Annotated in this window: 23 protein-coding genes; 9 read left to right on the top strand and 14 right to left on the bottom strand. The window is 66.4% G+C overall.

The features are described 5' to 3' along the window. Window positions 1–122: 122 nt before the first annotated feature. Entirely contained in the window at window positions 123–1439 is a 1317-nt protein-coding gene (locus ATC04_RS14310) for a PhoH family protein (RefSeq protein ID WP_047118440.1), read from the top strand. Here ATC04_RS14310 and ATC04_RS14305 read toward each other — a convergent pair. After that, window positions 1436–2251 carry a hypothetical protein gene (locus ATC04_RS14305; RefSeq protein WP_052772267.1) on the bottom strand — a complete coding sequence of 272 codons (816 nt, stop codon included), beginning with the start codon at window positions 2249–2251 and terminating at the stop codon, window positions 1436–1438. The two genes, ATC04_RS14310 and ATC04_RS14305, sit on opposite strands and share 4 nt — an antisense overlap. 97 nt (window positions 2252–2348) lie before the next feature. Here ATC04_RS14305 and ATC04_RS14300 point away from each other — a divergent pair, with 97 nt between their 5' ends. Both ATC04_RS14300 and ATC04_RS14295 read left to right on the top strand, forming a co-directional pair. Continuing rightward, complete coding sequence (locus ATC04_RS14300; protein WP_152666795.1) at window positions 2349–2867, top strand: A24 family peptidase; 519 nt, start codon at window positions 2349–2351, stop codon at window positions 2865–2867. Between the two features lie 4 nt (window positions 2868–2871). Next, window positions 2872–3339: an NUDIX domain-containing protein gene (locus ATC04_RS14295; RefSeq protein WP_047118441.1), complete on the top strand. Its 468-nt coding sequence runs from the start codon at window positions 2872–2874 to the stop codon at window positions 3337–3339. A 103-nt stretch (window positions 3340–3442) separates the two neighbouring features. On the opposite strand, the gene ATC04_RS14290 is transcribed toward ATC04_RS14295, so the two are convergent. Further along, complete coding sequence (locus ATC04_RS14290) at window positions 3443–5146, bottom strand: MDR family MFS transporter (RefSeq protein ID WP_047118442.1); 1704 nt, start codon at window positions 5144–5146, stop codon at window positions 3443–3445. A 25-nt stretch (window positions 5147–5171) separates the two neighbouring features. Beyond that, entirely contained in the window at window positions 5172–5837 is a 666-nt protein-coding gene (locus ATC04_RS14285) for a TetR/AcrR family transcriptional regulator (RefSeq protein ID WP_047118443.1), read from the bottom strand. Between the two features lie 98 nt (window positions 5838–5935). Between ATC04_RS14285 and ATC04_RS14280 the strand changes: the two genes are divergently transcribed. After that, on the top strand, window positions 5936–6502 hold the full coding sequence (locus ATC04_RS14280) for a GNAT family N-acetyltransferase (RefSeq protein ID WP_047118444.1): 567 nt from the start codon (window positions 5936–5938) through the stop codon (window positions 6500–6502). A 16-nt stretch (window positions 6503–6518) separates the two neighbouring features. Here ATC04_RS14280 and ATC04_RS14275 read toward each other — a convergent pair whose 3' ends face one another. The 5 genes from ATC04_RS14275 to ATC04_RS14255 all read right to left on the bottom strand — a co-directional run bounded on the left by ATC04_RS14275 (window position 6519) and on the right by ATC04_RS14255 (window position 12125). Next, window positions 6519–7709: a dipeptidase gene (locus tag ATC04_RS14275; RefSeq protein ID WP_047118445.1), complete on the bottom strand. Its 1191-nt coding sequence runs from the start codon at window positions 7707–7709 to the stop codon at window positions 6519–6521. Window positions 7710–7747: 38 nt separating this feature from the next. After that, window positions 7748–9067 carry a hypothetical protein gene (locus ATC04_RS14270; protein ID WP_047118446.1) on the bottom strand — a complete coding sequence of 440 codons (1320 nt, stop codon included), beginning with the start codon at window positions 9065–9067 and terminating at the stop codon, window positions 7748–7750. A 126-nt stretch (window positions 9068–9193) separates the two neighbouring features. Further along, entirely contained in the window at window positions 9194–10606 is a 1413-nt protein-coding gene (locus ATC04_RS14265) for a class II fumarate hydratase (protein WP_047118447.1), read from the bottom strand. A gap of 130 nt (window positions 10607–10736) precedes the next feature. After that, window positions 10737–11372: a carbonic anhydrase gene (locus ATC04_RS14260; protein ID WP_082123811.1), complete on the bottom strand. Its 636-nt coding sequence runs from the start codon at window positions 11370–11372 to the stop codon at window positions 10737–10739. 72 nt (window positions 11373–11444) lie between these two features. Beyond that, window positions 11445–12125, bottom strand: coding sequence for a DUF4245 domain-containing protein (locus ATC04_RS14255; RefSeq protein WP_047118449.1), 681 nt, complete (start codon window positions 12123–12125; stop codon window positions 11445–11447). 148 nt (window positions 12126–12273) lie between these two features. Here ATC04_RS14255 and glpX point away from each other — a divergent pair, with 148 nt between their 5' ends. Beyond that, window positions 12274–13308 (top strand): class II fructose-bisphosphatase, encoded by a 1035-nt coding sequence (gene glpX, locus ATC04_RS14250; RefSeq protein ID WP_047118450.1) that lies wholly within the window; start codon window positions 12274–12276, stop codon window positions 13306–13308. Between the two features lie 104 nt (window positions 13309–13412). On the opposite strand, the gene manA is transcribed toward glpX, so the two are convergent. The 4 genes from manA to ATC04_RS14230 form a co-directional block, all read right to left on the bottom strand. Beyond that, on the bottom strand, window positions 13413–14621 hold the full coding sequence (manA, locus tag ATC04_RS14245) for a mannose-6-phosphate isomerase, class I (RefSeq protein ID WP_047118451.1): 1209 nt from the start codon (window positions 14619–14621) through the stop codon (window positions 13413–13415). A 65-nt stretch (window positions 14622–14686) separates the two neighbouring features. Next, window positions 14687–16309: an LCP family protein gene (locus ATC04_RS14240; RefSeq protein ID WP_047118452.1), complete on the bottom strand. Its 1623-nt coding sequence runs from the start codon at window positions 16307–16309 to the stop codon at window positions 14687–14689. 18 nt (window positions 16310–16327) lie between these two features. Continuing rightward, window positions 16328–16858 (bottom strand): 5-(carboxyamino)imidazole ribonucleotide mutase, encoded by a 531-nt coding sequence (purE, locus tag ATC04_RS14235; RefSeq protein WP_047118453.1) that lies wholly within the window; start codon window positions 16856–16858, stop codon window positions 16328–16330. 76 nt (window positions 16859–16934) lie between these two features. Next, complete coding sequence (locus tag ATC04_RS14230; protein WP_047118454.1) at window positions 16935–18095, bottom strand: 5-(carboxyamino)imidazole ribonucleotide synthase; 1161 nt, start codon at window positions 18093–18095, stop codon at window positions 16935–16937. Window positions 18096–18329: 234 nt separating this feature from the next. On the opposite strand from ATC04_RS14230, the gene ATC04_RS14225 reads away from it, so the two are divergent. Next, the gene (locus ATC04_RS14225) at window positions 18330–18923 is read left to right on the top strand and encodes a GtrA family protein (RefSeq protein ID WP_047118455.1); all 594 of its coding nucleotides are present in this window, start codon (window positions 18330–18332) and stop codon (window positions 18921–18923) included. 9 nt (window positions 18924–18932) lie between these two features. On the opposite strand, the gene ATC04_RS14220 is transcribed toward ATC04_RS14225, so the two are convergent. Continuing rightward, the gene (locus ATC04_RS14220; RefSeq protein WP_146955898.1) at window positions 18933–19658 is read right to left on the bottom strand and encodes a TIGR03089 family protein; all 726 of its coding nucleotides are present in this window, start codon (window positions 19656–19658) and stop codon (window positions 18933–18935) included. A gap of 287 nt (window positions 19659–19945) precedes the next feature. On the opposite strand from ATC04_RS14220, the gene ATC04_RS20045 reads away from it, so the two are divergent. From ATC04_RS20045 to ATC04_RS14205, 3 genes are read left to right on the top strand one after another with little or no spacing between them, the layout of a single operon-like run. Continuing rightward, a complete protein-coding gene (locus ATC04_RS20045; protein WP_082123812.1) occupies window positions 19946–20470 on the top strand; it encodes a WhiB family transcriptional regulator in 525 nt (174 codons plus the stop codon). After that, window positions 20416–23949, top strand: coding sequence for a glycosyltransferase family 2 protein (locus ATC04_RS14210; protein ID WP_082123813.1), 3534 nt, complete (start codon window positions 20416–20418; stop codon window positions 23947–23949). The genes ATC04_RS20045 and ATC04_RS14210 overlap by 55 nt, the downstream gene beginning before the upstream one ends. Next, the gene (locus ATC04_RS14205; RefSeq protein WP_052772270.1) at window positions 23946–26375 is read left to right on the top strand and encodes a DUF5719 family protein; all 2430 of its coding nucleotides are present in this window, start codon (window positions 23946–23948) and stop codon (window positions 26373–26375) included. The genes ATC04_RS14210 and ATC04_RS14205 overlap by 4 nt, the downstream gene beginning before the upstream one ends. Window positions 26376–26470: 95 nt before the next feature. Here the strand turns inward: ATC04_RS14205 and ATC04_RS14200 are convergent, their stop codons facing one another. Continuing rightward, window positions 26471–26674, bottom strand: a complete 204-nt coding sequence (locus ATC04_RS14200; RefSeq protein WP_047118457.1) for a hypothetical protein — start codon at window positions 26672–26674, stop codon at window positions 26471–26473. Between the last annotated feature and the right edge of the window lie 45 nt (window positions 26675–26719).

The raw sequence follows: 26719 nt of genomic DNA, 5'->3' as shown, positions 1-26719 counted from the left end.
ATGACCACAGCAGCGTTCACCGGTTTCACCGCCGGATTCGCCCTTGGACATCCGGTGCCGGGAGTCCCCACACATGCGTGGGGAATGCTCCCCACGCCGGAACCGAGAATAGGTGCGCTGCCATGACCCGAAATGCTGACGAGGCTGTCCGGACCTACGTGATCGATACGTCGGTGCTGCTCTCCGACCCGCGGGCGATGTACCGCTTCGAGGAGCACCACGTGGTGATCCCGCTGACCGTCATCACCGAGCTGGAGAACAAGCGCAAGGACCCGGAACTCGGGTACTTCGCCCGCCAGGCCCTGCGGCTGCTGGACGACCTGATTGCAAGCCACGGCGGGCTATCCCGCGCGGTGCCGGTCTCCGAGCTCGGTGGAACGCTGCGTATCGAGCTGAACCACATCGCCGCCGAGGTGCTGCCGGTGGGAATGCGGACGGGAGAGAACGACACCCGGATCCTCGCCGTGGCCAAGCACCTGCTGGACCAGGGCCAGGACGTCGCCCTGGTGACCAAGGACCTGCCGATGCGCATCAAGGCCTCGGCCATCGGCATCCATGCGGAGGTCTACCGCAGCGAACTGATCACCTCTACCGGTTGGAGCGGAATCCAGCAGCTGGAACTGGGCGAGGACGCGATGGCTTCCCTCTACGAACGCGAACAGCTGGCCAACCTGCCGGAGATCGCCGACGCCCCGGTCAACACGGGTTTCGTGATCACCTCCCCGCGCGGCAGCGCGCTGGGGCGCAAGACGGATGCCACGACCTTGAAGCTGGTGCGCGGCGACCAGCAGGCCTTCGGGCTGCACGGGCGCAGCGCCGAGCAGCGCATCGCCCTTGACCTGCTGATGGACCCCGGGGTGGGCATCGTCTCGCTGGGCGGCAATGCAGGCACCGGCAAGTCCGCCCTGGCGCTGTGCGCCGGCATGGAAGCTGTCATGGAGCGCCGGGAGCACCGGAAGATCACCGTATTCCGTCCGCTGTATGCGGTCGGCGGGCAGGAACTGGGCTACCTGCCGGGCTCCGAAGGGGAGAAGATGGGCCCCTGGGCCCAGGCGGTCTTCGACACCCTCGGCTCCATCGTGTCCAAGAACGTGATCGACGAGGTGGTGGACCGCGGCATGCTGGAGGTGCTGCCGTTGACCCACATCCGCGGCCGGTCGCTACATGACGCCTTCGTGATCGTGGACGAGGCGCAGTCCCTGGAACGCAATGTGCTGCTCACCGTGCTCTCGCGCATCGGGCAGAATTCAAAGGTGGTGCTGACCCATGACGTGGCCCAGCGCGACAACCTGCATGTGGGACGCCACGACGGCGTGGCCGCGGTGGTGGAGCAGCTCAAGGGGCACGCGCTGTTCGGGCACGTCACGCTGACCCGCTCCGAGCGTTCGGCCATCGCCGCGCTGGTCACCGAGATGCTGGACGGCCCCTACCTGGGTTAGCCGCGGCCGGCGTCCTTGCGCAGCTCCCACGGGATCGGTGCCCTGACATCGGTCAGCGTGGGAGCCGGGGCGGTGAACAGCGAGTCGATGTAGTACTCGTCGTGCGCCAAGACCTGCAGGCTGATTTCCGGAACCCGGCTGCCGGCATCCAGCACGCGCCGGTGCACGCAGATCCCGGTGTCCGCATCCAGCATGACCAGCGTCCTGGTTTCGGGCGGCACCAGCGCGAAGTCAGCCAGGCACGGCCGGTAGCTGTACCCGGCGGACAACACCGCCGCCAGCGCCGGGCGCCCGGCGAACTCGGTCTCGGCCAGCTCGTGGATGTAGGTCGGATGGTCGAAGGCCAGATCCAGCGAGGCTGGCTCCGCGCCGGCAATCTCGAACGGGTCGAGCATCGTGGACAGGAACGGCAGCGGCAGCAGGTCGCCGAACCCGGCGATCTCTGGGCGGCGCAGCACCAGCCGGTCGCTGGTGAAGACCGGGGAGGTCAGGCTGGCAGGCAGCTTCCACGAGGAGGCGGAGGCGGTGGCCACGTAATCGCGTCCGCGGTCGGCGGTGAAATGCTCGCGCTGGTAGACCGGCCGGCCGGCCTCGTCGAAGGCCGCGGCGGCCTCGCGCTGCCGCAGGATCAGCTCCAGGCGGCCTTCCAAGCCCCGGGCCGGGTCCTGGAACTCCTGCGGCACCTGGAAGGAGATGCGCACCGATGTGCTCAGCCAGGGCGCGGAGCGGGCCAGGGCGCGCACATGCCGCCGGGCCGCCGAATCGGGCAGCGGGTGTCCGGGGAAAAGCGGGGGTGCTGCTGGCTGGGTCATGATTCCAGTCTAGGAGCCGAAGCCGCGAATAGCACCGGTTGTGCACATTCCCGCCGGGCCCGCCGACACCGTCGGCGCCCGCGCCTATGCTGGAAGCATGATGGAGCACAGCACGGTGCAGATCCTGGCGGTCGCCCGGGAATCGTGGGCGACGGCGCTGCTGGTCGCCGCGCTGCTGCTTTGTTATGCAGGGTTCGGGTACGCGCTGTCCGCCGCGGATATCGCCGGGCACCGGCTGCCCAACCGGCTGGTCGCTAGGTGGCTGCTGGCCTCAGTGGTCATCCTCGCGCTGCTGGGCGCGGTCCGCATGGATTTCTGGCCGGTGCTGCGGGCCCTGTTCGGCATGGCGCTGCTGTGCGGCGGGTACCTGCTGGTGTCGCTGGTATCCTCCGGGGCCATGGGCATGGGGGACGTGAAGCTCGCCTCCGTGCTCGGGTTGAACCTGGCGTATTTCTCCCTGCCCTCGCTGTTCCTCGCCACGCTGCTGGCCTTCGTCATGGCAGCGCTGTTCGTGCTGGGCGGGACGATCCTGCGCCGGCTGACCCTGAAGTCGGCGGTGCCCTTCGGCCCGTTCATGATCCTCGGTGCGCTCATTGCGCTGGGTGTGGCACGATAGGTTCATGCCCACCCCTGAATTCATCACGAATCTGAGAACCCATATCGGACACGAAATGTTGTGGCTGTCCGGGGTGAAGGTCGTGGTTTTCGACGAGGACCGGGTGCTGCTGGTGCGCCGTGCTGACAACGGCAAATGGACCCTGCCGGCAGGAATCATCGAACCCGGGGAAGAAGCCTCGCACACCGCAGCGCGGGAGGTGCTGGAGGAAACCGGGGTGGAATGCGAAATCACCGACCTGCTCGGCGTGGGCATCACCGCGCCGACCGTGTACCCCAATGGCGACCATGCGCAGTACCTGGACCTGGTGTTCAAGGCGGCGCACCGGTCCGGCCACGCGGTCCGGGGTGATGACGAGAACCTCGAGGTCGGCTACTTCCAGCTCGATGAGCGGCCGCAGCTTCCGCCGCTGCATGAGCGGGCCATCGACTGGGCGCTGAATCCCCGCCCGGGCGGCTACTTCGCCGCCTGACCGGTGCCGCGGCCGGCCCTCGGTCCCCACAAGGCAAAGAGCATGCCCCGCACCACGGTGCGGGGCATGCTCTTTTCCGAAACAGTTCAGATCCGACACCGGGTCAGCTGTTGCGCTGCTCCTTCGGGTCCTGAACCGGCACCGAACCGGAGTCCGGCTCGACCTGCGTGGCAGCCTCCGGCCGGGCGGCGCCACCTGACCGCTGGGCGGCCTCCACGGCTTCGGCTTCCTCGCCGGCGATGGCCTCGCCACGGGCCACCATGCCCGCCTGCTCGGAGAGCGGGACCTGCTTCAGGAACAGCGCCAGCCCGAAGGCCACGACCAGGAACGGAATCAGGTACCAGAACACCGGGGCCAGCGAGTCCGCGTAGGCGGTCACGATGCCGTCGCGCAGGGGTTCGGGCAGCTGCGAGAGGGTTTCCGGATCCAGCGTGGCGGTGGCCCGTCCGGCATCCTCGGGGTCGGCCCCGGCGCCGGAGAACACCTCCATCAGCTTCTCGGAGAGCCGGTTGGTGAACATCGCGCCGAAGATCGCGACACCCAGCGAGGCGCCGACCTCGCGGAAGTAGTTGTTGGTGGAGGTGGCCACGCCGACCATCTGCGGATCCACGGCGTTCTGCACCACCAGCACCACCACCTGCATGATCAGGCCCATGCCCGCGCCCAGGAAGAACAGGTACACGCAGATCAGCCACAGCGGGGTCTGCGCGGTCAGCGTGGTGAAGCACAGCATCGCGATGGCGGTGACCACGGTGCCGGCGATCGGGTAGCCCTTGTAGCGGCCCGACTTGGTGATGGCGATACCCGAGTAGATCGAGGTGCCCATCATGCCAGCCATCATCGGCAGCATCAGCAGCCCGGAAACCGCCGCGGAGGTGCCCGAGGACATCTGCAGGAAGGTCGGGACGAACGCGATGGCGGAGAACATGCCGATGCCCAGGGTGAAGCCTATGGCGGTGGCATTGATGAAGACCTTGTTCTTGAACAGGCCCAGCGGGATGATCGGGTCCGCGGCGCGGGACTCGACCAGCACGAACAGCAGCGCGGCGGTCACCAAACCGGCGCCCCACGCCCAGGTTTCCAGTGCGGCCCAGCCGTGGTCGGCGGAGCCGCCGAAGTCGGTGAAGAAGATCAGGCAGGTGGTGGCGATGGACAGCAGGATCACGCCCAGGACGTCGATCTTCTTCTCGGCCTTCTTGCTCGGCAGGGTCAGCGTGAACCAGGCGATCAGGAAGGCGGCGACGCCGATCGGGATGTTGATGTAGAACGCCCACTGCCAGGAAAGGTGGTCGACGAAGAAGCCACCCAGCAGCGGCCCGGCCACCGCGGACAAACCGAAGATGCCGCCCAGCGGGCCCATGTACTTGCCGCGCTCGGATGCCGGAACGATGTCGGCGATGATGGCCTGCGAGAGGATCATCAAGCCGCCGCCGCCCAAGCCCTGCATGGCGCGGAACACCACGAAGGTCCAGAAGTCGGTGGAGAACGCCGCGCCCACCGAGGCCAGGGTGAACAGGGCGATGGCGATCAGGAACAGGTTGCGCCGGCCCAGCACGTCGCCGAACTTGCCGTAGATCGGCATGACGATGGTGGTGGCCAACAGGTAGGAAGTGGTGATCCAGGCCTGGTGCTCCACGCCGCCGAGCTGGCCCACGATGGTGGGCATGGCGGTGGAGACGATGGTCTGGTCCAGGGAGGAGAGCATCATGCCGGCGATCAATGCCGAGAAGATGATCCAGATGCGCCGCTGGGTCAGTGCCAGCGGTGCATCACCCGAGGGCTTGCCGCGGGAAGTGGTGGTGGTCATGGCTGTCCTTGCAGGAGTTCTTGGTTTACGGGTTCGGCCGCGTCAGGGGCTGGGCGAGGATATTTCGGGCTTTTTCCATGTACTCCAGGAATTCCTCGGTGATCGAGCGCTCGCCAGAGCCCTTCACATAGCGGTCCACGGATTTCATGACTGCCAGATGCAGGATGTGGACCAGGACCACCAGCTGCGGGTCGTCCGGTTCCACGCCTTCGCGGGTGGCCATCAGCTGCAGGAATTCCGCTTCCTTTTCGGGACCGACCTGCATCATGCGCTGCAGCAGCTCGGGCTCGCGGTGGATGACGGAGAAGAAGCCGTGGGTGCTGACGATGGCCTGCTCGTCGTGCGTCAGCTGTTCCAGCGCCAGCTCGACCAGGTCGGCCAGCAGGGTGGGGGAGATCCCGGTGAGCCCCTCCGGGCGGGCGGCCATGAAGCGTTCCACGGCGCCCTCGGGGATCTCGTCGGTGTCGTGGCCGAAGACCGCGTCCAGCTTGGTGGGGAAGTAGTTGAAGAACGTGCGGCGTGAGATGCCCACGTGTTCGCACAGCTGCTCGACGGTGAAGCCGTTGTAGCCGTGCTCCGCCGTCAGCGTGCGGGCCTGCCGGGTGATCGCCAGCCGGGTCTTGAGCATGCGGGCGCTCAGATGAGGGCCCTTGCCCTTCGCCGCGGGATCATCTTTTGCACTATTCTCCATAAAGTGCAGTTTTGCACTTTAACTCTGATAGTGCAAATAAGGTGACTGGGTGCACACCGGCTTCGACAGCTGCCGGATCTGCGACATAGGCTCGGGGAATGACAAGTATTGAGCTCCGCCCGCCGACCGCCGCCCTGCACAACTCCTGGCTGAAGAGCTGGGACGAGTGGGAAACCACCGACCAGGACGGGGCCAGCGTCTTCTTTGCGTCGAAGTTCGGCTGGGACCTGCGCACGCTGCAGGGGTTTGCCCAGTGGGTGCAGCTGCTCAATGAGATGGGCGAGCCGGGCGCGGTGCCACCGGTTGGCTTCGCCGCGCAAAGCACGCTGTGGCTTGAGCGCGGGGGAGAGTACCTCGGGGCGGTGAGCCTGCGCCACGCCCTGGTGAACGACTTCCTTCAGGAAATCGGCGGGCATATCGGATACGGGATCCGCCCAGCAGCCCGAGGCCAAGGGCTGGCCAAGCTCGCGCTCGCCGGGGCGCTGGAGCAGGCCCGGGCGTTGGGCCTGCGACGCGTGCTGGTCACCTGTAATGGCTCGAACATCGCCTCAGCCAAGACCATCGAGGCCTGCGGCGGCGACATGGAGCGCATCGTGCCGCGGGAGGAAATCGCCGAGCCCTTCGGCGCCGTCGAGGACCTGCGCCGCTACTGGATCAGCCTGTAGCAGCGGACGGGCCGGGCTAGCCGGCCGGTAGCACCTGGCCCAGCACCCGCAGGGTGTTGCCGCCCATGATGGCCTGGATCTCCGCCGCGGAACGGCCGCGATCCATCAGCTCTTGGGTGACCAACGCAAGCTGACGGGTGTCCCAGACGACCTCGGTGGATCCGTCGAAGTCGCTGCCCAGCGCGGCGCTGTCCAGGCCTCCCACCGCGATCACGTGCTCGATGGCGTCCACCACCGCATCCACGTCCAGCCGGCAGACGGCGGCATCCCAGTAGCCGATGCCGATGACCCCGCCGGTGGCGGCCACGGCGCGGATCTGCGCATCGCTCAGGTTGCGGTTCACCTGGCAGGTGGCCTGCACTCCGCCGCGGCTGAAGACCACGGGCCGGGTGGCCATGGCCAATACCTCGTCGATGCTCTGGTTGCTGGCATGGGCGAGGTCGATGACGATCCCCAGCTGCTCCATGCGGGTGACCGCTTCGCGGCCCAGGTCGGTGAGCCCGCCCTTGGCCTCGCCGTGCATCGAGCCGGCCACTTCGTTGTCGAAGAAATGCGTCAGCCCGGCCATGCGCATGCCGTCGGCGAAGAGCACGTCCAGGTTCTTGAGATCTCCCTCTAGGTTCTGCAGCCCCTCGACCGAGAACAGCGCCCCGGTGACATTGGCGCCCTGGGCGCGCTGGGCCAGCAGGTCTTTCAGCTGGGCCTTCGTGGTGATGGTGCGCAGCGCCCCCTCGGAGCGCTGTGCGGCCTCGCGCAGCTTCGTGGCGTGGAAGCGCGATCGTTCAAACGGCGAGAACCAGGTCTTCGGAGGCTGCAGTTGGGCGATGCTCAGGAGCGTGATGTTGTCCGAATCCGCGCTGTTCGACTCGTAGTTCTGGCCCACCGGGGACTTGGACACGGAGGAGAAGACCTGCAGGGCCACATTGCCTTCCTGCAGCCTCGGCAGGTCGACGTGGCCGCGGGTGGCGCGCTTGAGCAGGGAGCGATCCCACATGAGTGTGTCCGAGTGCATGTCCACGATCTGCAGCTTGCCATGGACGGCCTTCGCCTCGTCGCCGAGCTGAGGCAGCGCAGTGTCCGCCAGCTCGTTGTGGCTGCGTTCGACGATCCCCGGGGCGAAGATGAAAAACGCGGCGAGGGCGAGGACCAGGAACGGCCCGAGGCCCAGTGCCAGTCGCCTGGACAGTGTGCGTGTGGTGCGGCTCATAGTGTTGAGGGTAGCAACGTTCCGCCGGCTTGCGGAGGCTATGTCTCGGGGACGAACCACGCCCGCGCATGCCGGTAGCGCACCGCGTGCCCGGAGATCCCTGCAGGACGGAGATCAACCCGGTCCACGGCCCCTACCGAGGGCGCGGCGGCGGGTTCCGGTTCGTTGGATTTTTCGCCTTGGCCGCGTTCGACAGCCCTGTCCGGCGTTTCCGGGAACTCAATGGTTCCCTGGGACGTAGCGGTACCGTAGTAGCCGGTATAGGCCGCGCCAGAGAAGCCGACCACCACCGGTATCGCGCCCGGGTCGTCGCAGCTGAACGGGACCTTGGACAGTGGGTCCCACAGCCAAGTGGAGCTGGCCGCCCGCCGGAATTCCTCGGGGGTCATCGCATTGAGCGCGTCGATCCCGTGGATGGGGCAGTGGTTGTTGGCGCTGACTTCGGGGCTTGAGCGGATATCGAGGGCATCGTCAGGGAAGACCTGAAGGAGCTCGGTGAGGCAAATGCAGCGCGCTTCGGCGGTATCACGCCCGACATCGATCATTCCCGCTTCGATGTCCGACTCCGGCGACAACTCCGCGACGGGGCCAGGGCCGGCGGGCAACTGCCAAGCATGGACGCCTGTCAGGGACCGGGCGACTCCTCCCAAGGCAAACCGCAGCAACAGGTAGCATCCCATCGCCGAAGCCAGCACCGCAGCACTGGCCAGGAAATCGGACCACCAAGAACGCCCCGGATCGGCAGCACCCGGTCCGGGCATGCTGTTGAAGATCCGCAGTGTGATCCACCAGAGCACTGCCGCCAGCAGCCACCAGGCGATCGCGAGCATTAGATTCACCCCGGCACCGAACCGCAGCTGGTAGCGGGAGTCTTCGGTAAGGCTCAGCGCGGTTCCCGGGCTCAAGTCGCGAACCAGTGCGCGCAGGTGCAGCATCTGGCGGAGCATGAACCCGGAATCAAGCAATGCCCACAAGGAGGCAAACAGCGCCCCCAGCCACCAGAACGGTGCCTCGACGCGCGATTCCAGCGTCTGGGTCATCGCCATCAGACCAAGCAACAACGGCGCCAGCCCATGGTTGAATCGATAGATGAGCCAGCCAACGGCGCTGAACGCGACGATCAGGCAGATTCCGGCAATGTTCAGTACATCAAGCAGCGTGTAACCGCCAACCCGGGCCCTCGGCCCGGAATCCTCCCAGCGGCGGAATCCCGCGTAGATACCCACCGTCGTGGATGCCAGGATCAGCCACGCGACGCGACCAACGAACGGCCGCGAAAGGCGCAGCGGAATCCCAGTCCACTGGTCGCGGGAGGGACTGAGCAGGGTGCAGTCCAGGCCCTGATGCGGATGCTTCATTTTTCCAGTGTGGCATGTGGCCGCGAAGTGAACCGAATCATGCAGGACACACAACTGGTGCCCTGAGGGGAACAGAGCGAAGCCCGGCGCAGGCATGTGCCTGCGCCGGGCTTGAAGGTGGTTCCGCTAGTGCTTGCCCACCATGGTGGAAACATCCAGCAGCGCATCCAGCTGCGCTTCGGTGACTTCGCCGCGCTCGACGAAGCCCAGCGCGACGGTGGCCTCGCGGACGGTGAGCCCGTTGGCCACCGCCTTCTTGGCGATCTTGGCCGCGTTCTCGTAGCCGATCAGCTTGTTCAGCGGGGTGACGATGGACGGGGAGGCCTCGGCCAGGAAGCGGGCGCGCTCCACGTTGGCGGTGATCCCGTCAATCATCTTTTCGGCCATGACGGTGGAGACGTTGGCCAGCAGGCGGATCGACTCCAGCAGGTTGGAGGCCATGACCGGGATGCCCACGTTCAGCTCGAAGGCGCCGTTGGTACCGGCCCAGGCGATGGTGGTGTCGTTGCCGATGACCTGCGCGGCCACCTGGATGGCAGCTTCGGAGATCACCGGGTTGACCTTGCCCGGCATGATCGAGGAACCCGGCTGAAGGTCGGGGATGGCGATTTCGCCCAGGCCGGTGTTCGGGCCCGAACCCATCCAGCGCAGGTCGTTGGCGATCTTCATCTGGGAGATCGCGATGGATCGCAGCGCCGCCGAGGCCTCGACCAGGCCGTCGCGGTTGGCCTGCGCCTCGAAGTGGTTGCGCGCCTCGGTGATCGGCAGGCCGGTGTCTTCGCGCAGGAACTCGATGACCTTTTCCGGGAAGCCGTCCGGGGTGTTGATGCCGGTGCCCACGGCGGTGCCGCCCAGCGGAACCTCGGCCACGCGCGGCAGGGCCGCCTGGATGCGTTCGATGCCGTAGCGCATCTGGGCCGCGTAGCCGCTGAATTCCTGGCCCAGGGTGACCGGGGTGGCGTCCATCAGGTGGGTGCGCCCGGACTTGACCACGTCGGCGAACTGCGCGGACTTGGCTTCCAGCGAGGAGGCGAGGGTTTCCAGCGCGGGGACCAGGTCGTTGATCAGCGCGGCGGTCGCCGCCACGTGCACCGAGGTCGGGAAGACGTCGTTGGAGGACTGCGAGGCGTTCACGTGGTCGTTCGGGTGGACCTCGGTGCCGCTGCCGGACTCCTTCAGCGCGCGGGTGGCCAGCTCGGCAATGACCTCGTTGGCGTTCATGTTCGAGCTGGTGCCGGAGCCGGTCTGGAACACGTCGATGGGGAAGTGGGCGTCGTACTTCCCGCTGGCCACCAGGTCGGCCGCCGCAATGATCGCTTCGGCGCGCTCTGCGTCGAGTACCTCCAGCGTGCGGTTCGCGTGCGCCGCCGCCTTCTTCACCTGGGCCAGGGCCTTGATGTGGGCCGGCTCCAAGGTCTTGCCCGAAATCGGGAAGTTCTCCACGGCGCGCTGGGTCTGGGCGCGGTACAGGGCTTGTGCCGGAACCCGGACTTCGCCCATGGTGTCATGTTCGATACGGAAATCGTCACTGTTGATCATAGGGTCAGCGTACGCCTGAACCGCCAGCGAAAGACAGGTTTCGGCGAAAACATCACAACCAACAGTGACGATGTCCGGAACAGGGAATAAGCCCTGTCAGAAGATGGTTTAGGCTTCGTGGCCAGAGCGCCTAGGCGACATCCAGGCCGAGGCTGGAAACCAGCTGCGCCTTGCCGTCGTCCAGGTGGTAGGCCACGCCTGCCACCGCGGTGCGGCCCTCGGAAATGGCCTTGGACAGGACGGTGGAGAGCTCCACCAGGCGGTCGGTGGTCTGCTTGACGTGCTCCACCACGGTGCCGTTGACATCGGTGATGCCCTGGCGCTCGGCGGCCTGGACCGAGGGGGCGATGTGCTCCACCAGGTCGCGCACGAAGCCCTTGGGCATGACGCCGCTGTTGCGGCTGTTGATGGCTCCGGTGACCGCGCCGCAGGAGTTGTGGCCCAGGATCACGATCAGCGGGACATTCAGCTCGTCCACCGCGAATTCGAGGGAGCCGATGCTGGCCAGATCGATCACATGGCCGGCGGTGCGAACCACAAACATGTCGCCCAGTCCGACGTCGAAGATGATTTCCGCGGCAAGTCGGGAGTCGGAGCAGCCGAAAATCACTGCGAAAGGCTCCTGGCCGGCGACCAGCGACTGGCGGCGGGCACTGTCCTGGTTCGGGTGCTCGGTTTCGTCATTGACGAACCGCAGGTTGCCGTCGCGGAGCTTCGCCCACGCTTCGTTCGGGGTCATGGAATGCTGTGTGGTTTCTTGAGGCATGATTTGGATTCTATCCGGTGCAGTGTTCGGATATCGAATAAATGACGCGCCTCGACGTCAAAAGTGAAGAAGCTACTTGGCGTCCGCGGAGACCAGCCGGGCCATCTCGAGAAGTTCAGCCTCGCCGGTGTCGCTGGACAGCACGAAGGTCGAGTCCTTCTCCTCGGAGATCAGGTAGGTCTTGGCATCCTTAGTGCGGACTTCCCATTGCACCCCGTCGATCTGCTTGGTGCCGGCAGGCAGCGCGGAGTCGGTGATCAGGGCGACCCAGGTCGGGTTCGAGTCGACGGCTTGGCGAACCCAGACGAATTTGCTGTCCTCGATGACTACGCCGAACTCCCAGTAGGGCACACCCTGGGCGGTGTTTGCCTGCCAGCGGGCGAAGTTCGCGTACTCGTCCTCCGCAAGCTCCGGGGCGAAGAGTTCGGTGCCGGCCATTTCCGAGGCGCCCTGCGCGGTGGCCTGCAGGTCCACGGTGGACTCGAAGGCCTTCTCGTTGGGGGTCGGATTGAGCAGGTAGAGGGGGATGAACACGGCGATGCAGAACGCAACCGAGATGATCATGCCCTTGAGCGTCTGGTTGGCACGCTTAGACTGCTTTTCCGTCAGCTGCGGCTTGTACGGAAGATCCGCAAAGGTAGCCTTCGGGTCGTTCAGGTCGCGGCGCGTGGGCTCATCGCTGATCGCGGGAGCGGTCCCGGCATCAGTCGCTGGGGTGTTGTTCTCAGTATTCTCGGGCTGCACGATACCCATTCTCCCCGAAGTTTCTGTGGATTTCGAACTACAGTGCCCAAGCCCACGTCGCAGTGTGCGCAGGATAGCTGCGACACAACATGCGTCGCAGAAAGCAAAGAGGATAGAATGGCAGTGTTTGCATAGGCGCAATGACTACGACTCAGTGATGGGATCTTTCGTGACCGAAAAGAACAACTACGCCCACCTATCTTCGCGACTGTCGGTAACCGACGCGGAGCCGGACCGTAACCTGGCATTGGAACTTGTCCGTGCCACGGAGGCGGCGGCTATCGCCTCCTCGCCATGGGTTGGATTCGGTGACAAGAACGCCGCTGACGGTGCTGCAGTGGATGCGATGCGCGGCCTGCTGTCCACCGTGAACTTCAACGGCGTCGTGGTGATCGGCGAAGGCGAAAAAGACGAAGCCCCCATGCTCTTCAATGGCGAACAGGTCGGCAACGGCTCAGGCGCCGAGTGCGATGTGGCAGTCGACCCGATCGACGGCACCCGCCTGACCGCCCTGGGCCTGAACAACGCCCTGTCCGTGCTGGCAGTGGCCGACCGCGGCAGCATGTTCGACCCGTCGGCAGTCTTCTACATGGAGAAGCTGGTGACCGGCCCGGAAGCCGCCGAGCTGGTTGACCTGCGTCTGCCGGTGAAGCAGAACCTGCACCTGATCGCCAAGGCCAAGGGCAAGAAGATCAGCCAGGTCACCGTGACCGTGCTGGACCGCCCACGCCACGCGGACCTGATCGAGGAAATCCGCGAAGCCGGCGCGCGCACCAAACTGATCCTGGACGGCGACGTGGCCGGAGCCATCGCCGCGACCCGCGAGGGCACCGGCGTGGATGCGCTGATGGGCATCGGCGGCACCCCGGAGGGCATCGTGACCGCCTGCGCCATCAAGGCGCTGGGCGGCGTGATCCAGGGCCGTCTGTGGCCAACCGACGAGGCAGAGAAGCAGAAGGCTCTCGACGCGGGCCACGAACTGGGCCGCGTGCTGACCACCAACGACCTGGTCACCTCCGACAACTGCTACTTCGCAGCCACCGGCATCACCGATGGCGATCTGCTGCGCGGCGTCCGCTACAAGAACAACCGCATCCACACCCAGTCGATCGTGATGCGCGCCAAGTCCGGCACCATCCGCTTCGTCGAAGGCGAGCACAAGCAGGACAAGTGGGACGCTTACACCCGCTAGGCCCCTGACGGTCGCAGAACAGCTGGCCGGAATCGCATCGAGCCGCAGACTTCCGTGGAAGTCTGCGGCTCGATGCGTTTAATGGCGTGGCGGCGGGTGCCTGCCTAGCAGCGCTGCGCGCTGGCCGCGAACAGCCATCCGGTGCCCGGAGTCAGGCAGGTGGCGGTGGCGGGAAGCTCCGCGGCGGACAGGAAGACCGAGTCGCCCCGGCGCAGCAGCTGTTCGCCCTGCGTTCCGCGCACGCTGAACTCGCCCTGGGTGCACAGCAGGATGCCGGCCCCGTGCAGGTCCAGCGGCTGCGGGAGCGGGTCCCCGGCACCGCTGATCACCTGGAGCTGGAACTCGTCGAATTCCGGCTGGTACAGCCGGCTGGAGGCGCCCAGCGCCTGCGGGGTGAGCAGCGGGGGAGCCGAAGGCTGGGCGATGCTCACGTCCAACAGCTCCGGGACGTCGATGTGCTTGCTGGTCAGGCCGCCGCGCAGCACGTTGTCCGAGTTGGCCATGACCTCGATGCCCAGCCCGCGCAGGTAGGCGTGCACGTTGCCGGCGGCCAGGCTGATGGCCTGGCCGGGTTCGAGGACAACCAGGTTCAGCAGCAGCGCCACCAGCACCCCGGCATCTCCCGGGTAGATCTCGTTGATCTCCACCAGCTGCGCGAAATGCTCGCGTTCGCGAAGTTCCGGGCTGGCCTGGATGGCTGCGCAGATCTGCTGCACCACCGGGGCGACCCCGCCCGGGCGGGCCAGCACGAACTCCAGCGCCGCGGCCAGCGGATCCTCGCCGCGCAGCAGGCCGGACAGCTGGGCGACGGCGGTGCGTGCCTCATCGGCCAGGGCCGGGCCCAGCAGCTCCAGATCAGCGAGGATTTCCTCGGGCCGGCGGAATCCGGACAGCGCGGTGAAATCGGTCAGCGCGTAGAGCATTTCCGGCTTGTGGTTGTCGTCCCGGTAGTTCCGGTCGGCGGCATCCAGCGCCTTGCCTGCGGCGTTTTCCAGGGCGTAGCGGGTCTTGGCCTGCTGCAGGGTCGGATGCACCTGGATGGACAGCGGCTGGGCCGCCGAAAGTACCTTGAACAAAAACGGGAGCCGGCCGAAGCGCTCGGCGACATCCGCGCCCAGCATGGCCGCGGGGTCGTGTGCGATGAGCGCGTCCAGCCCCTGCCCGGTGCCGGCCACCCGGCTCGGGCATCCCGGGTGGGCGCCGAGCCAGAGCTCGGCCTGCGGGCTTGTCGTATTTTCCAGCCCCAACAAGTCGGTGATCTGGCTGTCAGATCCCCAGTGGTAGTCCCTAATCGTGTTGTTCAGTTCGAACACGTCTTGTAGCCTTCGCCTTTCACAAACGGATGTGGATTGCCAGTCGGTCGGGGGGTCTTAACCGTTTACGGCACCGAGCATTCGTCGTTGTTCGCGGCAATCTGGGCGATGCGGGTCGTGTACCCCATCAGCTCCAGCTGCACCAGGTATTCCTCGGTGATCGGGCTGCCGTCGGGCTGCGTGAACTCCTCCTGCTCTCCGTTGGAGAGCTTCGGGGCGTTGTTCACGTCGGTTGCATCCTCGGGAGCCTCGGACTGCTCCGGAGCCTGCGAGGCCTCGGTGGTCTTCTTGGACTCTTCGGTCTTCGCGGACTCCTCGGTCTTCTTTTTTTCCTTCTTCGGGGCGTTCTGCTTGTCGATGATCGACTGGATGCGCTCCTGGATTTGGTCGAACTTCGGGTAGGTGGAGAATGAGCGCGGGAAGTCCGGGGCGCCCAGGGTCAGTCGGGCGAACGGGGTGGAGGACACCTTCTCGGCCAGCGATACGAAGGAGCCCAGCTGGCTGGCGGGAATATTGGTTTCCACCAGCTGCTCGCCGGCGGACATGATGCTGGTGAAGTTGGTCAGGATGGTCTGCGGGGTGAACTGCTTGATGATCGCCTGCTGCAGGCACTGCTGGCGCTTGATGCGGTGGTAGTCGTCGGTGAAGTCGCGCGAGCGGGCGAACCAGAGCGCCTGCTTGCCGTTGAACGTCTGGACTCCCGGGGCGAACCAGTGGGTGCGCAGGTTGGTGCCTTCCCACTTCTTGCCGTTGTACGGCACCCAGCCGCCCGAATCGATGGTGACCCCGCCTAGCGCGTCGACGAACTGGGAGAAGCCGGCCATGTCGACCATGACGTAGCCCTGGACCGCGAGGCCGGTGGTGCCCTCCAGGGCATCCATGGCCGCCTGGGCGCCGACGTTCTTCACCGAATCGGGGAACAAATCGGCGTGGTTGTCCTCGGCGTCGCGGTAGATGGCGTTGAACAGGCATTCGTTGCCGCAGTTGTAGCCGTCGGGCCAGGCCTTCTTCATGGGCGAGTCGTCCGCGAAGCGGGCGCCCTGGAAGTTGCGCGGCATGGAGATCAGCAGGGTCTTGCCGGTCTTCGCGTCGACGGACAGCAGGGCGACCGAGTCGGTGCGCACGCCCTCGCGGTTGTCGCCGGAGTCGGCGCCGAACACCGCGATGTTGTATCGTCCGTTCACCGGCTCGAAGGCCGGTCCAGCTTCGAAGACCTTTTCAATGGTCTGGCGTCCGGTGTTGACCAGCGACGCGCCGTAGATGAACAGGCCGCTGGTGGCGACCACTGCCGCCAGGGTGAAGACCGTTACGATCACGCGCATGCCCGGGGCGAGGATCTTCGGCTTGATGATCACCAGGGTGTTGATGAACATGATCAACCAGAGCACCGCCAGGGTGCCCAGCACGATAACCAGCACCATCTGGAAGTTCGGGTGGGCCACCCATCCGAGGATGACCGACCTGTTGATGAAGTACAGGGCCGCCAGGCCGATGACGGCCAGCCAGCACAGCATGGTGACAGACACTGCAATGCGTCCCAGCTTGCGGTTGCCCGCAATCAGCTGGGCGCTGCCCGGGAAGAAAATGGTCAGAATGACCAGGATCAGGGCGCGTTTGCTGCGCTGCGGCGAGCTGATGCTCTCCGGATTGCGCAACGGATTTGGAGCGCGGTGACTGGCAGAACCCATGTACTTATATGACTTTCCCTAGGAGGCGAAATTCTCGTTCGCGACTTCTTCACGCAGCGATGCGCCCTTGGCATGGGCGGAATCGCGCAGAGATTCAGCGAACTGAAGCAACTTTACCTGTAACGACTCGGCCAGCTTGTCGGTTCCCGACGCAAGCATGCGCACTGCGAGCAGTCCGGCATTGCGGGCTCCGCCGATCGAAACAGTTGCCACGGGGACCCCCGCCGGCATCTGCACGATGGACAGCAGGGAGTCCATTCCATCCAGCTTAGCCAGCGGAACTGGTACTCCGATGACAGGAAGCGGTGTAACTGATGCAAGCATGCCCGGAAGGTGGGCGGCGCCGCCGGCTCCGGCGATGATCACGCGCAGGCCGCGTTCGTGGGCCTGCTTGCCGTAATCGATCATTTCGGTCGGCATGCGGTGGGCCGAGACGACGTCCGCTTCGAAGGGAATGCCGAATTCGGCCAGGGCCTGGGCGGCCAGGCGCATGACCGGCCAGTCCGAATCCGAGCCCATTACGAGGCCGACAAGAGGTGCTTCAGTCATAACGAAATTTTCCTTGGGTCAGGTGGTCAAACGCTGCCGCCCCCGCAGGGGGAGCGGCAGCGCTCTAGGTAACAGGCTAGGCGGTGGCGGGCACGCCGTCGCGGATCAACGCGGCAACGAGGTCGGCGCGCTGGCGAAGTTCATCTACGCTTTGCCCGGCGTTTGCCACCACGTTCACGTGGCCGATCTTGCGGCCCGGGCGCACCGACTTGCCGTAGGCATGCACCTTGACCTCGGGCGCGGCGGCCAGGGCCGCGGCGAACGCCGAGTACAGGTCCTGGTTGGCGCCGCCCAGGTAGTTCTTCATGACGGTGACACCCAATTCACGGGTTTCGCCCAGCGGCAGGTCGAGCACCGCGCGCAGGTGCTGCTCGAACTGGCTGGTGACCGAACCGTTCATGGTCCAGTGGCCGGTGTTGTGCGGCCGCATGGCCAGCTCGTTGATCACGAAGCCGGCGCCGACGCCGGGGGTCTCGAACAACTCGGCGGCCATCACGCCGGTGACGCCGAATTCCTCGGCGATGCGCAGCGCTGCGTTGGCCGCGGTGCGGGCGGTGTGCTCGGAAATGTCCTGGGCCGGGGCGATGACTTCGTCGCAGACGCCGTCGACCTGGATGGTGTGGACCACGGGCCAGGCCTTGGCCTGTCCCGACGGGGTGCGGGCCACCATGGCGGACAGCTCGCGGGAGAAATCGACCTTGTCCTCGGCCAGCAGCGGGCCGTTCTCGAACCAGTCGGCCGAATCGCGGGCCTCGCCGGCGTCATCCAGGATGCGCAAACCCTTGCCGTCGTAGCCGCCGCGCGGGGTCTTCAGCACGATTGGCCAGCCGATCTTGTCGCCGAAGGCGACCAGCTCGTCGACCGAGTCGACCTTGGCCCAGGCCGGGTTGGGCAGTCCGAGCTTTTCAATGGCTTCGCGCATGACCAGCTTGTCCTGGGCATGGATCAGCGCCGCCGGTCGCGGCTGGATGTTGACGCCCTCGTTGATCAAGGTGGTGAGGAACTCGTTGGGAACGTGCTCGTGGTCGAAGGTCACCACGTCCTTGCCCTGGGCGAATTCGCGCAGGGTCTGCAGGTCCTTGTAGTCGCCCACCGGTGCATCCGGGACGCTGCGTGCGGCCGAGACGTCCGGGCCTTCGGCCAGGACATGAAGTTCAAAACCAAGGTTCAGGGCCTCAGGGGCCATCATTCGGGCTAGCTGCCCGCCACCAATTACACCAATTTTTGGAAAGCTCACCCTACTAGATTAGCGAACCAGCGGTGGATGCCTTGAATGGGGGAAGCCGGATGACTCGCTTTGTCCGGCCAACTATCAGGAATTCTCGCTAAAATGGCGGGATGTCGTCTCTGCGCTTGCCGCCGAGGGCGACGGTTAATACATAACCTGCGGGGCAGATCGCCCCCGGGACACCGAGCAGCCAGTGCCGCGAGGACGCTGGCTGCGACGCGGTGCAGGGCTGGCTGGAGGAAAATGTTCGAGCGCATCAGACTGAAAATCACCGGACTCATTTCGCTGCTCTGGCGCGAGGTGGCCAAGTTCGGTGTGGTCGGCGGCGTCGCGTTCATCATCGACTCCGGCATTTACGTCTGGCTGCTCCACGGCCCCATGAGCGATTCCCAGGTGAAGGCGAAGATCATTGCCGGCGTGGTGGCCACGCTGTTCTCCTGGCTGGCGAACCGCTTCTGGACCTTCCGCCACCGCCGCCAGGCCAATGTGGTGCGCGAGCTGGTGATGTTCCTGATCATGAACGCGATCGGCCTGGGCATCGCGGCCGCCTGCGTCTGGGTGACCAAATACTGGATCGGCCTGACCGACCCGACGAGCCTGTTCATCGCCGGTTCGGTGGTGGGCTTGGTGCTCGGCACCATCTTCCGCTTCTTCGCATACCGCTTCTGGGTCTTCGGAGCCGAAATGGACCAGGAAGAGCAGTTCGCCCACGACCACGACCTGCTGGCACCATCCACGCACCAGGCGCCGGGCGGCGCGAAGCCGGCAACCGGCGCCGCGAGGTCCGGGGATTCGGATCCCGCGGACACCGGGAGCGTTCCCACCGTGGTCAACTAGCCGGCTGGATCAGGCCTCGGGAGAGTAGTCGGCGGTGATGCGCTCGCCTTCGCGCAGCCGCTCGGTCGCTTCCACCCCGTCCTCCAGCAACACCAGGGCGTCCCCGGCGGCCCACTGCGCAATGGCGTAGGGAAGGAATTCCAGAACCGGCAGGCCGGCCCGCACCAGGATGGTTCCCTTGGCTTCGGCCGAGGTGGCGAACAGGGTCTCCAGGTCGATGCGGTGTTCGTCGCCGGCAATCGCGGTCGCCGCGCCGGATACGGAGGACGGGAAGAACTGGTCTCCAAAGGAGCGGACCGAAGCGTTGAAGTCCTCGGCCACAGGTCCCAAATCGCCGCCGAAGGATAGTGCGAGCGCTGCGGGGTCGACGGCCAGGATTTCGCAGGACGCGGGAATGCCTGGGTCGGTCGGGGTGGCGGTGACCCACAGGACGGCTTCGGCAGCGCGCTCATGCGAGGGAGCTACCAGGGTCGCCCCGTGGTGCAGCGAGGCCAAGGCCAGCACCAGCGACTTCCAATGCGTCGGCAGGTCGACCACGACCACCTGGTCTTCTTCGAGGTCGAAGGAGTCGGCCAGCAGGTTCGCGCTTTTCGCCACCCAGTTGTCGAACACCCGTCCCGATAATTCAATACGTTCTCCGCTGGCTCCGTACCAGGTGAGCCACGGCGAAGCCGAAGCCCGGTGGGGCGCCAGGAGGTTTTCCACGAAAGTGCCGGAAATCAAGTTGAAACTCACCTGTACCTTTAATCTTCTTAACTGAGAATTCGCCGGGAATTCAGGCAAGTTGCGACTCGCCCGGTTGATCTGCCCGTTTAGACGGCGTGTTGTGCCGAGAGTTTGCTGGGAAGTGTTCTTAGAATACCTTCCCCGCTTGACTCAGGCTTAGTTACAAAGATGTAATTAGATGGTGAGTTCGGCTCGCACCATCATTTTCGATATTTCGATGGAATAAATGAAGCCGAATGGATCGGGCGCTAGGATGCCCCGATCTTCTCAAACCAACGTGAAAGGTCAACATCACCATGGCGAAGCTGGAGCAGGGGTACTCCGAATTTTCGACCTCGGCTGTTGCGTCCGCCCAATACGGGCTCGAAGACGCACCGTCGGATTGGTTTGTCGATCCGCAAGCCGGAGAGTTCGCACGCCTTGCTGTCGCGGCGGACCTGGAGTCAGCCGCTGACAACTTCCTGAAGGACCACGAGACCGCTGAAACCGTCGAGGAGATTCCCTCGGCAGGTTCGTGGGCCCCGGAACTGGATGAAGACGACGAAACCCGCGAAGCGATCAAGGCCGTATGGCTGGGCGTCGGCGGGGAAGTGGATGAAGGCGAACTTGGCTGGCAGGCCCGCGCCCTGTGCGCGCAGACCGATCCCGAGGCGTTCTTCCCTGAAAAGGGCGGCTCGACCCGCGATGCTAAAAGAGTTTGCGGGGCATGTGTTGTACGTTCGGAATGTTTGGAATACGCGTTGAGCAATGATGAGCGCTTCGGCATTTGGGGAGGGCTCTCGGAGCGCGAACGCCGCCGTCTACGGAAACGAGCAATCTAATTCGCCCGCCAATTCATGTCACCGCCATCGTTGCTACGCACGATGGCGCTGACTTTTTACCACGCACTTTAGCCGCGCTGCGAAACCAGTCCCGGCCCATTGAACGTTTCATCGGTGTTGACGCATCGTCCACCGACGGCTCCTTGGAAGTCCTGAAGGCGAACCTGCCGTCGAACGCGGCCTTGGTCGTCGCGGATGAAGGATCGCTCGGCCTGTCCCTGGACACCGCGGTCGCCGAGCTGCCGCAGGCGCGCGAGGACCGCGACGAATGGCTGTGGATCATCCACGACGACTCGATGCCGGCTCCCGACGCGCTTGAATTTCTGACCCGCACGGTTGAAGCCTCCGAGTCGGTCACCATTGCCGGCTGCAAGCTGCTGGACATCGACAACCCCCGCCACCTGGTGGAGGTGGGCCTGAGCGTCGACCGCAAGGCCCAGCGGCTGACCATGATCGACACCGACGAAGTCGACCAGGGGCAGTACGACGGACGCAGCGACTACTTCGCCGTGTCCTCCGCCGGCATGTTCATCCGGCGCGACATCTTCGAGCAGCTTGGCGGCTTCGACCTGGCGCTGCCGGGCCGCGGCGACGACGTCGACATCTGCTGGCGCAACCGGCTGGCCGGCCACCGCGTGATCGTGGTGCCCGAAGCGAAGATCTACCACCAGGTGGAGATCGTCGAAACCCTGGCTGGCCCGCGCGAAGCCAAGCGCGCCGAGGTCTTCCAGCGGCTGAAGTACGCCTCCGGCCCCGGCCTGCCGTTCGTCTGGATCGGCATCCTGCTCGGCGGCATCGGCCATTTCCTGGTCTCGCTGCTGGCCAAGGACCCGGGCCACGGCTTCAGCCACCTGGGCTCGACCCTGCGCGGGCTGTTCTCCCCGGTGAAGCTCGGCGCCTCGCGCCGCAACATCAAGCAGATCCGCACCGTGCCGCGCCGCCAGGTGCGCAAGCTGATGGTGTCGGGTTCGGAAGTGCGCGAATACCGCCGCAACCTGAACACCGGCCGCGAGGACTCGCAGGTCTTTGGCGACGGCAGCGGCTCCGAGGGCACGCTGGAACCCAGCGGCGACAACTTCTCGGATTTCGTCTCCATCGCCCGGCCGCCGCGCACCACCGCGGTGCTCTCCCTGGTCTTCGCGCTGCTGCTCGCCGCCGCCGCCTCGCTGGTGGCCTGGCGTACGCTCTTTGGCGCGGGCGCGCTGTCCGGGGGCGCGGCCCGGCCGTTCTCCCAGACCCTGGGCGAGATCGGCGCCAACGCGTCCTCTTGGTGGCAGAACACCGCCACCGGCCTGAGCGCCGCCCCGGACAACAGCGATTCGCTGTTCTGGTTCTTCTCCCTGCTGACCCTGGACCACGCGAACCAGGCCTCGGTCTACCTGTACTTCGCCGCCATGCCGCTGGCGGCGCTGTCCGCCTGGTGGGGTGTGGGAGCGCTGAGCCGTTCGCGCGCCGTGCGCTTCATCGCCGCGCTGCTCTGGGCCTTGTCCCCGTCGCTGGTCTCCTCCCTGGCCTCGGGCCGGGTCGGCTCGGTGCTGGTGCACCTGATGCTGCCGCTGCTCTTCCTCGCGGTGCTGCGCGCCATGGATTCCCAGGTGGCCCCCGAAGGCCAGGGCGTGCGCGATGCCAAGCAGCGCACCACCTCGGCGTGGACCGCTTCGGCCTGCGCCGCGCTGATCCTGTGGGTCATCTCCGCCGGCTCCATGGCCTTCTTCCTGAGCGCAACGGTGCTGGTCTACGTGCTGGCCTTGGTTTCCCCGCACCGCTCGCGCACCCTGTGGTGGATCCCGGTTCCCGCACTGATCTGGAACCTGCCGCTATTGATCTCCGCGCTGGGCACCCCGCGCCTGCTGTTCACCGAGCCGGGAGCGCTTAGCGCGTTCTCCCCGGCCTCGCTGTGGCAGATGGCGCTGGGCTTCCCCGAATCCTTCGACGCCGCGGCCACCCCGGTGGGCTGGGGTTTCCTGCCCGAGGGCCCGTGGGCCCTGGTCGCCGCGCTGCTGGTCGGCGCCCCGCTGGTGCTGCTGGCGGTTTTCGGCACGCTGAGCAGCTCCGCCAGCGCGAGCGCCACCATGCGCCGCAATTCGCGCCGCCTGCTGTGGGGCGCGGCCCTGTCGCTGGCCGCCGGATGGGCCGTCGGATTCATCCCCGTGGGGCTGGATTCGCACACCACCGTCAGCGCCTACACCGGCCCGTTCGTCTCCATGGCGTCCTTCGCGCTGCTGGCGGCCGCGGCCAATGCCAGCGCCGCGCTGCGCCGCGAAGACCTTCCGCGCGCCCTGCGGCTGCCCGGCGGACGCCCGGCGCTGGGCTTCATGGCGGCGCTGTCCACCGTGGCGATCCTCGCCAGCGGTGCGGTGCTGCTCGGCGCCCAGCTGAATCCGGCCAACCCGGATGGCACGCTCACCGCGCTGAACGCGCCCCAGCAGGTCGGCTCCTCGCAGGAACGCACCATCCCTGCCACCGCCTCCGACGCGGGCCGCTCCGATTTCCACGAACGCACCCTGGTGCTCACGCCCCGGTCGTCCGGGGAAATCGACAGCATCGTGGTCTCCGGCAACGGCGAAAGCCTGGATACGCTCAGCCGCTATTCGCAGGTATCCACGCTGACCGGTTCGCTGCTGGACCCTGAACGCAACGAAAAGCCCGCCGTGGATGCCGTGCAGCGTGAAGCGGTGGCCATGCTGCTGTCCGAATCCGGGCTGGACGCCCGCGAGCAGCTGCGCGATTTGGGTGTCGGCTACGTGGTGCTGAACGAAACCGGCGAAGCGGTCTCCTCGACCGTCCGCCTGCTGGACTCCGCCACGGGCCTTGCCTCCGTGGGCCAGACCGACAGCGGTTGGCTGTGGCGGGTGGACTATTCCACCACCGAGGCCGCCCGGGGCGCGGGCTTCGCACGGCTGGTCGCGGAAGACGGCACCGTCACGGTGCTGCCGAGCAACCGGGCCAAGATCCAGAACGTCCAGATTCCCGCCTCCGATTCCGGCCGGACCCTGGTGCTGGCCACCGCCGCCGACCCGAAGCTGCGCGCTTCGATCGACGGGCAGGCGCTGCGCATGGTGTCCTACCCGGAGGATTCGCAGACCCGCTGGGCCCAGGCCTACGAGGTCCCGGCCTCCGGCGGAACCCTGGCGCTCAGCCACCGCGAACCGCTGGCCGTGCCGATGCTGGTCCTCAGCGGCCTGGTCCTGCTGATCACCGTCCTGCTGGCGATCCCGGTGCCGAGCACCCGCCGCCTGGCGAACTACCGAAACGACTCCTACCGGATCCGCGAAACCCAACGCGATCCCCAGGAAGTCGCCGACGGCGAGCAGGTGCTCGCCGCCGCGCAGCCCGGAGCCAGCCAGGTTCAAGAGGCCGGCCGTCCGCGCAGCCGCCGCGAGGCACGCGCCCAGGCCAGCCAGATTCGTGAAAACTTGACCCCGAAGCTCAGCGACCGCATTTCGGACGATGAGCCGGAGCAGGAGAAGAACCAGTGAGCGAGCAGAACAACGAGAACACCCAGGGTTCCTCCGCCGAACCCCAGGTGCCTGCGGGCCAGCCCGAAACTCAGACTGGATCCGCGTCCACGCAATCCGCGCAGCCGCAACCGGCGCAGCCCCAGGCGGTTCCCTCCGCGGTGCCTGCCGCGGCCCCGGTATCGGCAGCCGTCACCAAGGCCGAGCTGAAGGCCGCCAAGGCCAAGGCTAAGGTCGATGCCAAGCTGGCCAAGGTGCGCGAGAAAGAAGCGCAGATCCAAGCCAAGGCTGATGCCAAGGCACAGGCCAAGGCCGCGAAATCGAAGAAGATCGAACCCGCGCCAACGGAACCGGCCAAGCCCGAACCGGCTGTTCCGGCCGCCGATCCAGGACCTGCCGAAGCCAAGATTCCCGACGCACCGGCAGAACCTGCGGCCCCTGCCCCGGCAGTGAAGTCTTCTGCGGCGCCGTCCGTTGATGACGCCGCCCAGAGGCCCGCAACAGAGGTCCCCGCACAGGGCAAGGCCGACGCCGGCTCGCTCCCGGAGCCTTCGGCCGATGCCGCAGCCAGCGCACCGCAGAAGAACGACACTTCGCCCGCGCCTTCGACCGCTTCTGCCGCCGCTGCTTCTGCCGCGGTACAACCGACGTCCCCGAACAAGCCAGCACCCGAGGCCGGGAAAGCGGCCGAGGTCAAGGCCGCCGAGGCAGCGCCGACGGCGTCCAAGAAAACCAAGGGCTCCACAACATCCGCAGAACAGGCCGACACGTCGGAAGCACCTGAGGCGGCACAGAAGCCGCAGGAAAGCCCCAAGGCCGCACGCCGCCGCGAGAAGCTCGAACGCGCCCGCGCGGCCGCCGCGCGGGATGCCGAGCATTCACCGACCCGCCGGAAGACCGGCGCGGTGCTGCTGAGCCTGGCCGCGGTGCTCGCCTCGGGCGGACTGGTCGCGGCGGGCTCGCTGCTGGCCCCGAGCCCTGACACCACCACCCTTCCGGCCGCGGTGACCAGCCTGCCGGCCGGCGACGCGTTGAGCGTCTGCGCCTCGACCCCGCAGCTGCTCAAGGGCGTGGACGGGACCGATCCGCAGTTCGCGCCGGGCGCCAAGGAAATCTCCAGCAACCTGCGCAGCGTCGTGGTCTCCGACCTGGCCAAGCGCATCCCGGGCTCCACCTTCTCCGCTCTGGGCGGCAGTTCCCGGCAGACCCTGACCGAACGCATCGACGACGCAGAGGCTTCCGAGTCGCGCAGCGCTGACGATCAGGGCCTGACCGGACGCTCGGCCAAGGTCAGCACCGTGAACAACGCCGACGGCAAGCAGCTCTTCGAGGTGCAGCCGCTGGGCCAGCTGCCCTCCATCGGCAGCACCCTGCGCAGCTACCAGGCCAAGGACGGCGACCTCGCCGGCCTGGCCGCGGCGAGCTGCCAGGTGCCTGCGTCGACCTGGCGCTTCACCGGGCTGCAGACCACCACCGGGTCCACCTCGGTGCTGCACCTGGCCAACCCGACCAGCACCTCGGCCCAGGTGGCAGTGGACCTGCGCGGCCCCGAGGGGCCGATCGACACCTCGACGCTGCAGAATGTGGTGATCGCCCCGGGCGAGCAGCGGGCCATCGTGCTCGGCGGCTACGCCCAGGACCTTTCGGCGGTGGCCGCCACCGTGACCAGCACCGGCGGCAAGGTGACCGGATATGTCCAGCAGGCAGCGCTGCGCGGACTCACGCCTTCGGGTGTGGACCTGGTCGCCGGGAACGCCTCGGCTTCCAACACCCAAGTGATTCCGGGGGTGTGGATCGACAACAAGAACAACTCCGCCAAGCTGTCCAAGGACAACAAGTCCCTGGTTCCGCAGCTGCACGTCGCCGCGGCAGGCGCGCAGGGCGCCGGCTACAAGGTGAAGGTGCTGGGCGCCGGCGGCGAGGTGGCGGCAAGCTTCGAGCAGAACCTGGCCGCGTCCTCCAACGCGACCTCGGTCCAGAACCTGGACCAGCTAGCCGGCGGCTACTACACCCTGGTGGTCGAGGCCGACGCCCCGGTCACCGCCTCCGTGAAGATGGTGCGCGGCGCCGACCCGAAGGACGCCTCGGACACCGCATGGGCGGTCAGCTCCAACCCGCTGGCAGGCAACCAGGTCATGCCGTTGTCCGCCAACGGCACCGGGAAGTTCGTGATTGCCGCGACTGATGCCGATTCCTCGATTGACGCGGTGGTCGTCGCCAAGGACGGCAAGCTGCAGAAGACGCAGAAGCTGAACATCAAGGCCGGGACGAGCACGGTCTTCGATCCGCGCGAAACCAGCGAAGACGCCCAAGCGGTGATCTTCTCCTCGGACGCCAACGCCTATATCGGCCAGGTGATCCTGGGATCCGAGCAGTCCATCGGCTGGGCCTCCATGCCGGCGGTGAACGCCGGGCGCGAAGGCATCGTGGTCAACGTCGGGGGATGAGATTCCCCTCCTGCAGCACAGGGCCTGGAACCGGCAACGGTTCCAGGCCCTGTGCTGTCTCGGGAAGCCGCCCGCCGCAGGGCGGGGGAGCGGGGCTAATCGCCGTCGCCGTCGCATTCGGCCGCGGCCACAACCAGGCATTCGAAGTGCGGGGGCTCAAGCAATGCCAGGCTTCCGGGCTGGCCGGTGTCCGCGCACCTAGGCATCCTGTCGCCCGGTGATGCTTCGAGGACCAGCTGCACGTCCTGGGCGGGTTGCGACCCGTCATCAGCGGGAATCGAAAAAGCCAGCTTGTCCATGACGAACCTTTCATCGGTTCATCAAGTGTAGGTTCCGCGCCGGCG

Source organism: Arthrobacter sp. YC-RL1, assembly GCF_001454985.1.
Taxonomy (GTDB): Bacteria; Actinomycetota; Actinomycetes; order Actinomycetales; family Micrococcaceae; genus Glutamicibacter; species Glutamicibacter soli.
This window is presented reverse-complemented; position numbering and strand designations above follow the sequence as displayed.

Coding starts and splice junctions, on each gene's coding strand:
- ATC04_RS14310 (WP_047118440.1), top strand. CDS start 123: ATGACCCGAAATGCTGACGAGGCTGTCCGGACCTACGTGATCGATACG.
- ATC04_RS14305 (WP_052772267.1), bottom strand. CDS start 2,251: ATGACCCAGCCAGCAGCACCCCCGCTTTTCCCCGGACACCCGCTGCCC.
- ATC04_RS14300 (WP_152666795.1), top strand. CDS start 2,349: ATGATGGAGCACAGCACGGTGCAGATCCTGGCGGTCGCCCGGGAATCG.
- ATC04_RS14295 (WP_047118441.1), top strand. CDS start 2,872: ATGCCCACCCCTGAATTCATCACGAATCTGAGAACCCATATCGGACAC.
- ATC04_RS14290 (WP_047118442.1), bottom strand. CDS start 5,146: ATGACCACCACCACTTCCCGCGGCAAGCCCTCGGGTGATGCACCGCTG.
- ATC04_RS14285 (WP_047118443.1), bottom strand. CDS start 5,837: ATGGAGAATAGTGCAAAAGATGATCCCGCGGCGAAGGGCAAGGGCCCT.
- ATC04_RS14280 (WP_047118444.1), top strand. CDS start 5,936: ATGACAAGTATTGAGCTCCGCCCGCCGACCGCCGCCCTGCACAACTCC.
- ATC04_RS14275 (WP_047118445.1), bottom strand. CDS start 7,709: ATGAGCCGCACCACACGCACACTGTCCAGGCGACTGGCACTGGGCCTC.
- ATC04_RS14270 (WP_047118446.1), bottom strand. CDS start 9,067: ATGAAGCATCCGCATCAGGGCCTGGACTGCACCCTGCTCAGTCCCTCC.
- ATC04_RS14265 (WP_047118447.1), bottom strand. CDS start 10,606: ATGATCAACAGTGACGATTTCCGTATCGAACATGACACCATGGGCGAA.
- ATC04_RS14260 (WP_082123811.1), bottom strand. CDS start 11,372: ATGCCTCAAGAAACCACACAGCATTCCATGACCCCGAACGAAGCGTGG.
- ATC04_RS14255 (WP_047118449.1), bottom strand. CDS start 12,125: ATGGGTATCGTGCAGCCCGAGAATACTGAGAACAACACCCCAGCGACT.
- glpX (WP_047118450.1), top strand. CDS start 12,274: ATGGGATCTTTCGTGACCGAAAAGAACAACTACGCCCACCTATCTTCG.
- ATC04_RS14240 (WP_047118452.1), bottom strand. CDS start 16,309: ATGGGTTCTGCCAGTCACCGCGCTCCAAATCCGTTGCGCAATCCGGAG.
- purE (WP_047118453.1), bottom strand. CDS start 16,858: ATGACTGAAGCACCTCTTGTCGGCCTCGTAATGGGCTCGGATTCGGAC.
- ATC04_RS14225 (WP_047118455.1), top strand. CDS start 18,330: ATGTTCGAGCGCATCAGACTGAAAATCACCGGACTCATTTCGCTGCTC.
- ATC04_RS20045 (WP_082123812.1), top strand. CDS start 19,946: ATGGCGAAGCTGGAGCAGGGGTACTCCGAATTTTCGACCTCGGCTGTT.
- ATC04_RS14200 (WP_047118457.1), bottom strand. CDS start 26,674: ATGGACAAGCTGGCTTTTTCGATTCCCGCTGATGACGGGTCGCAACCC.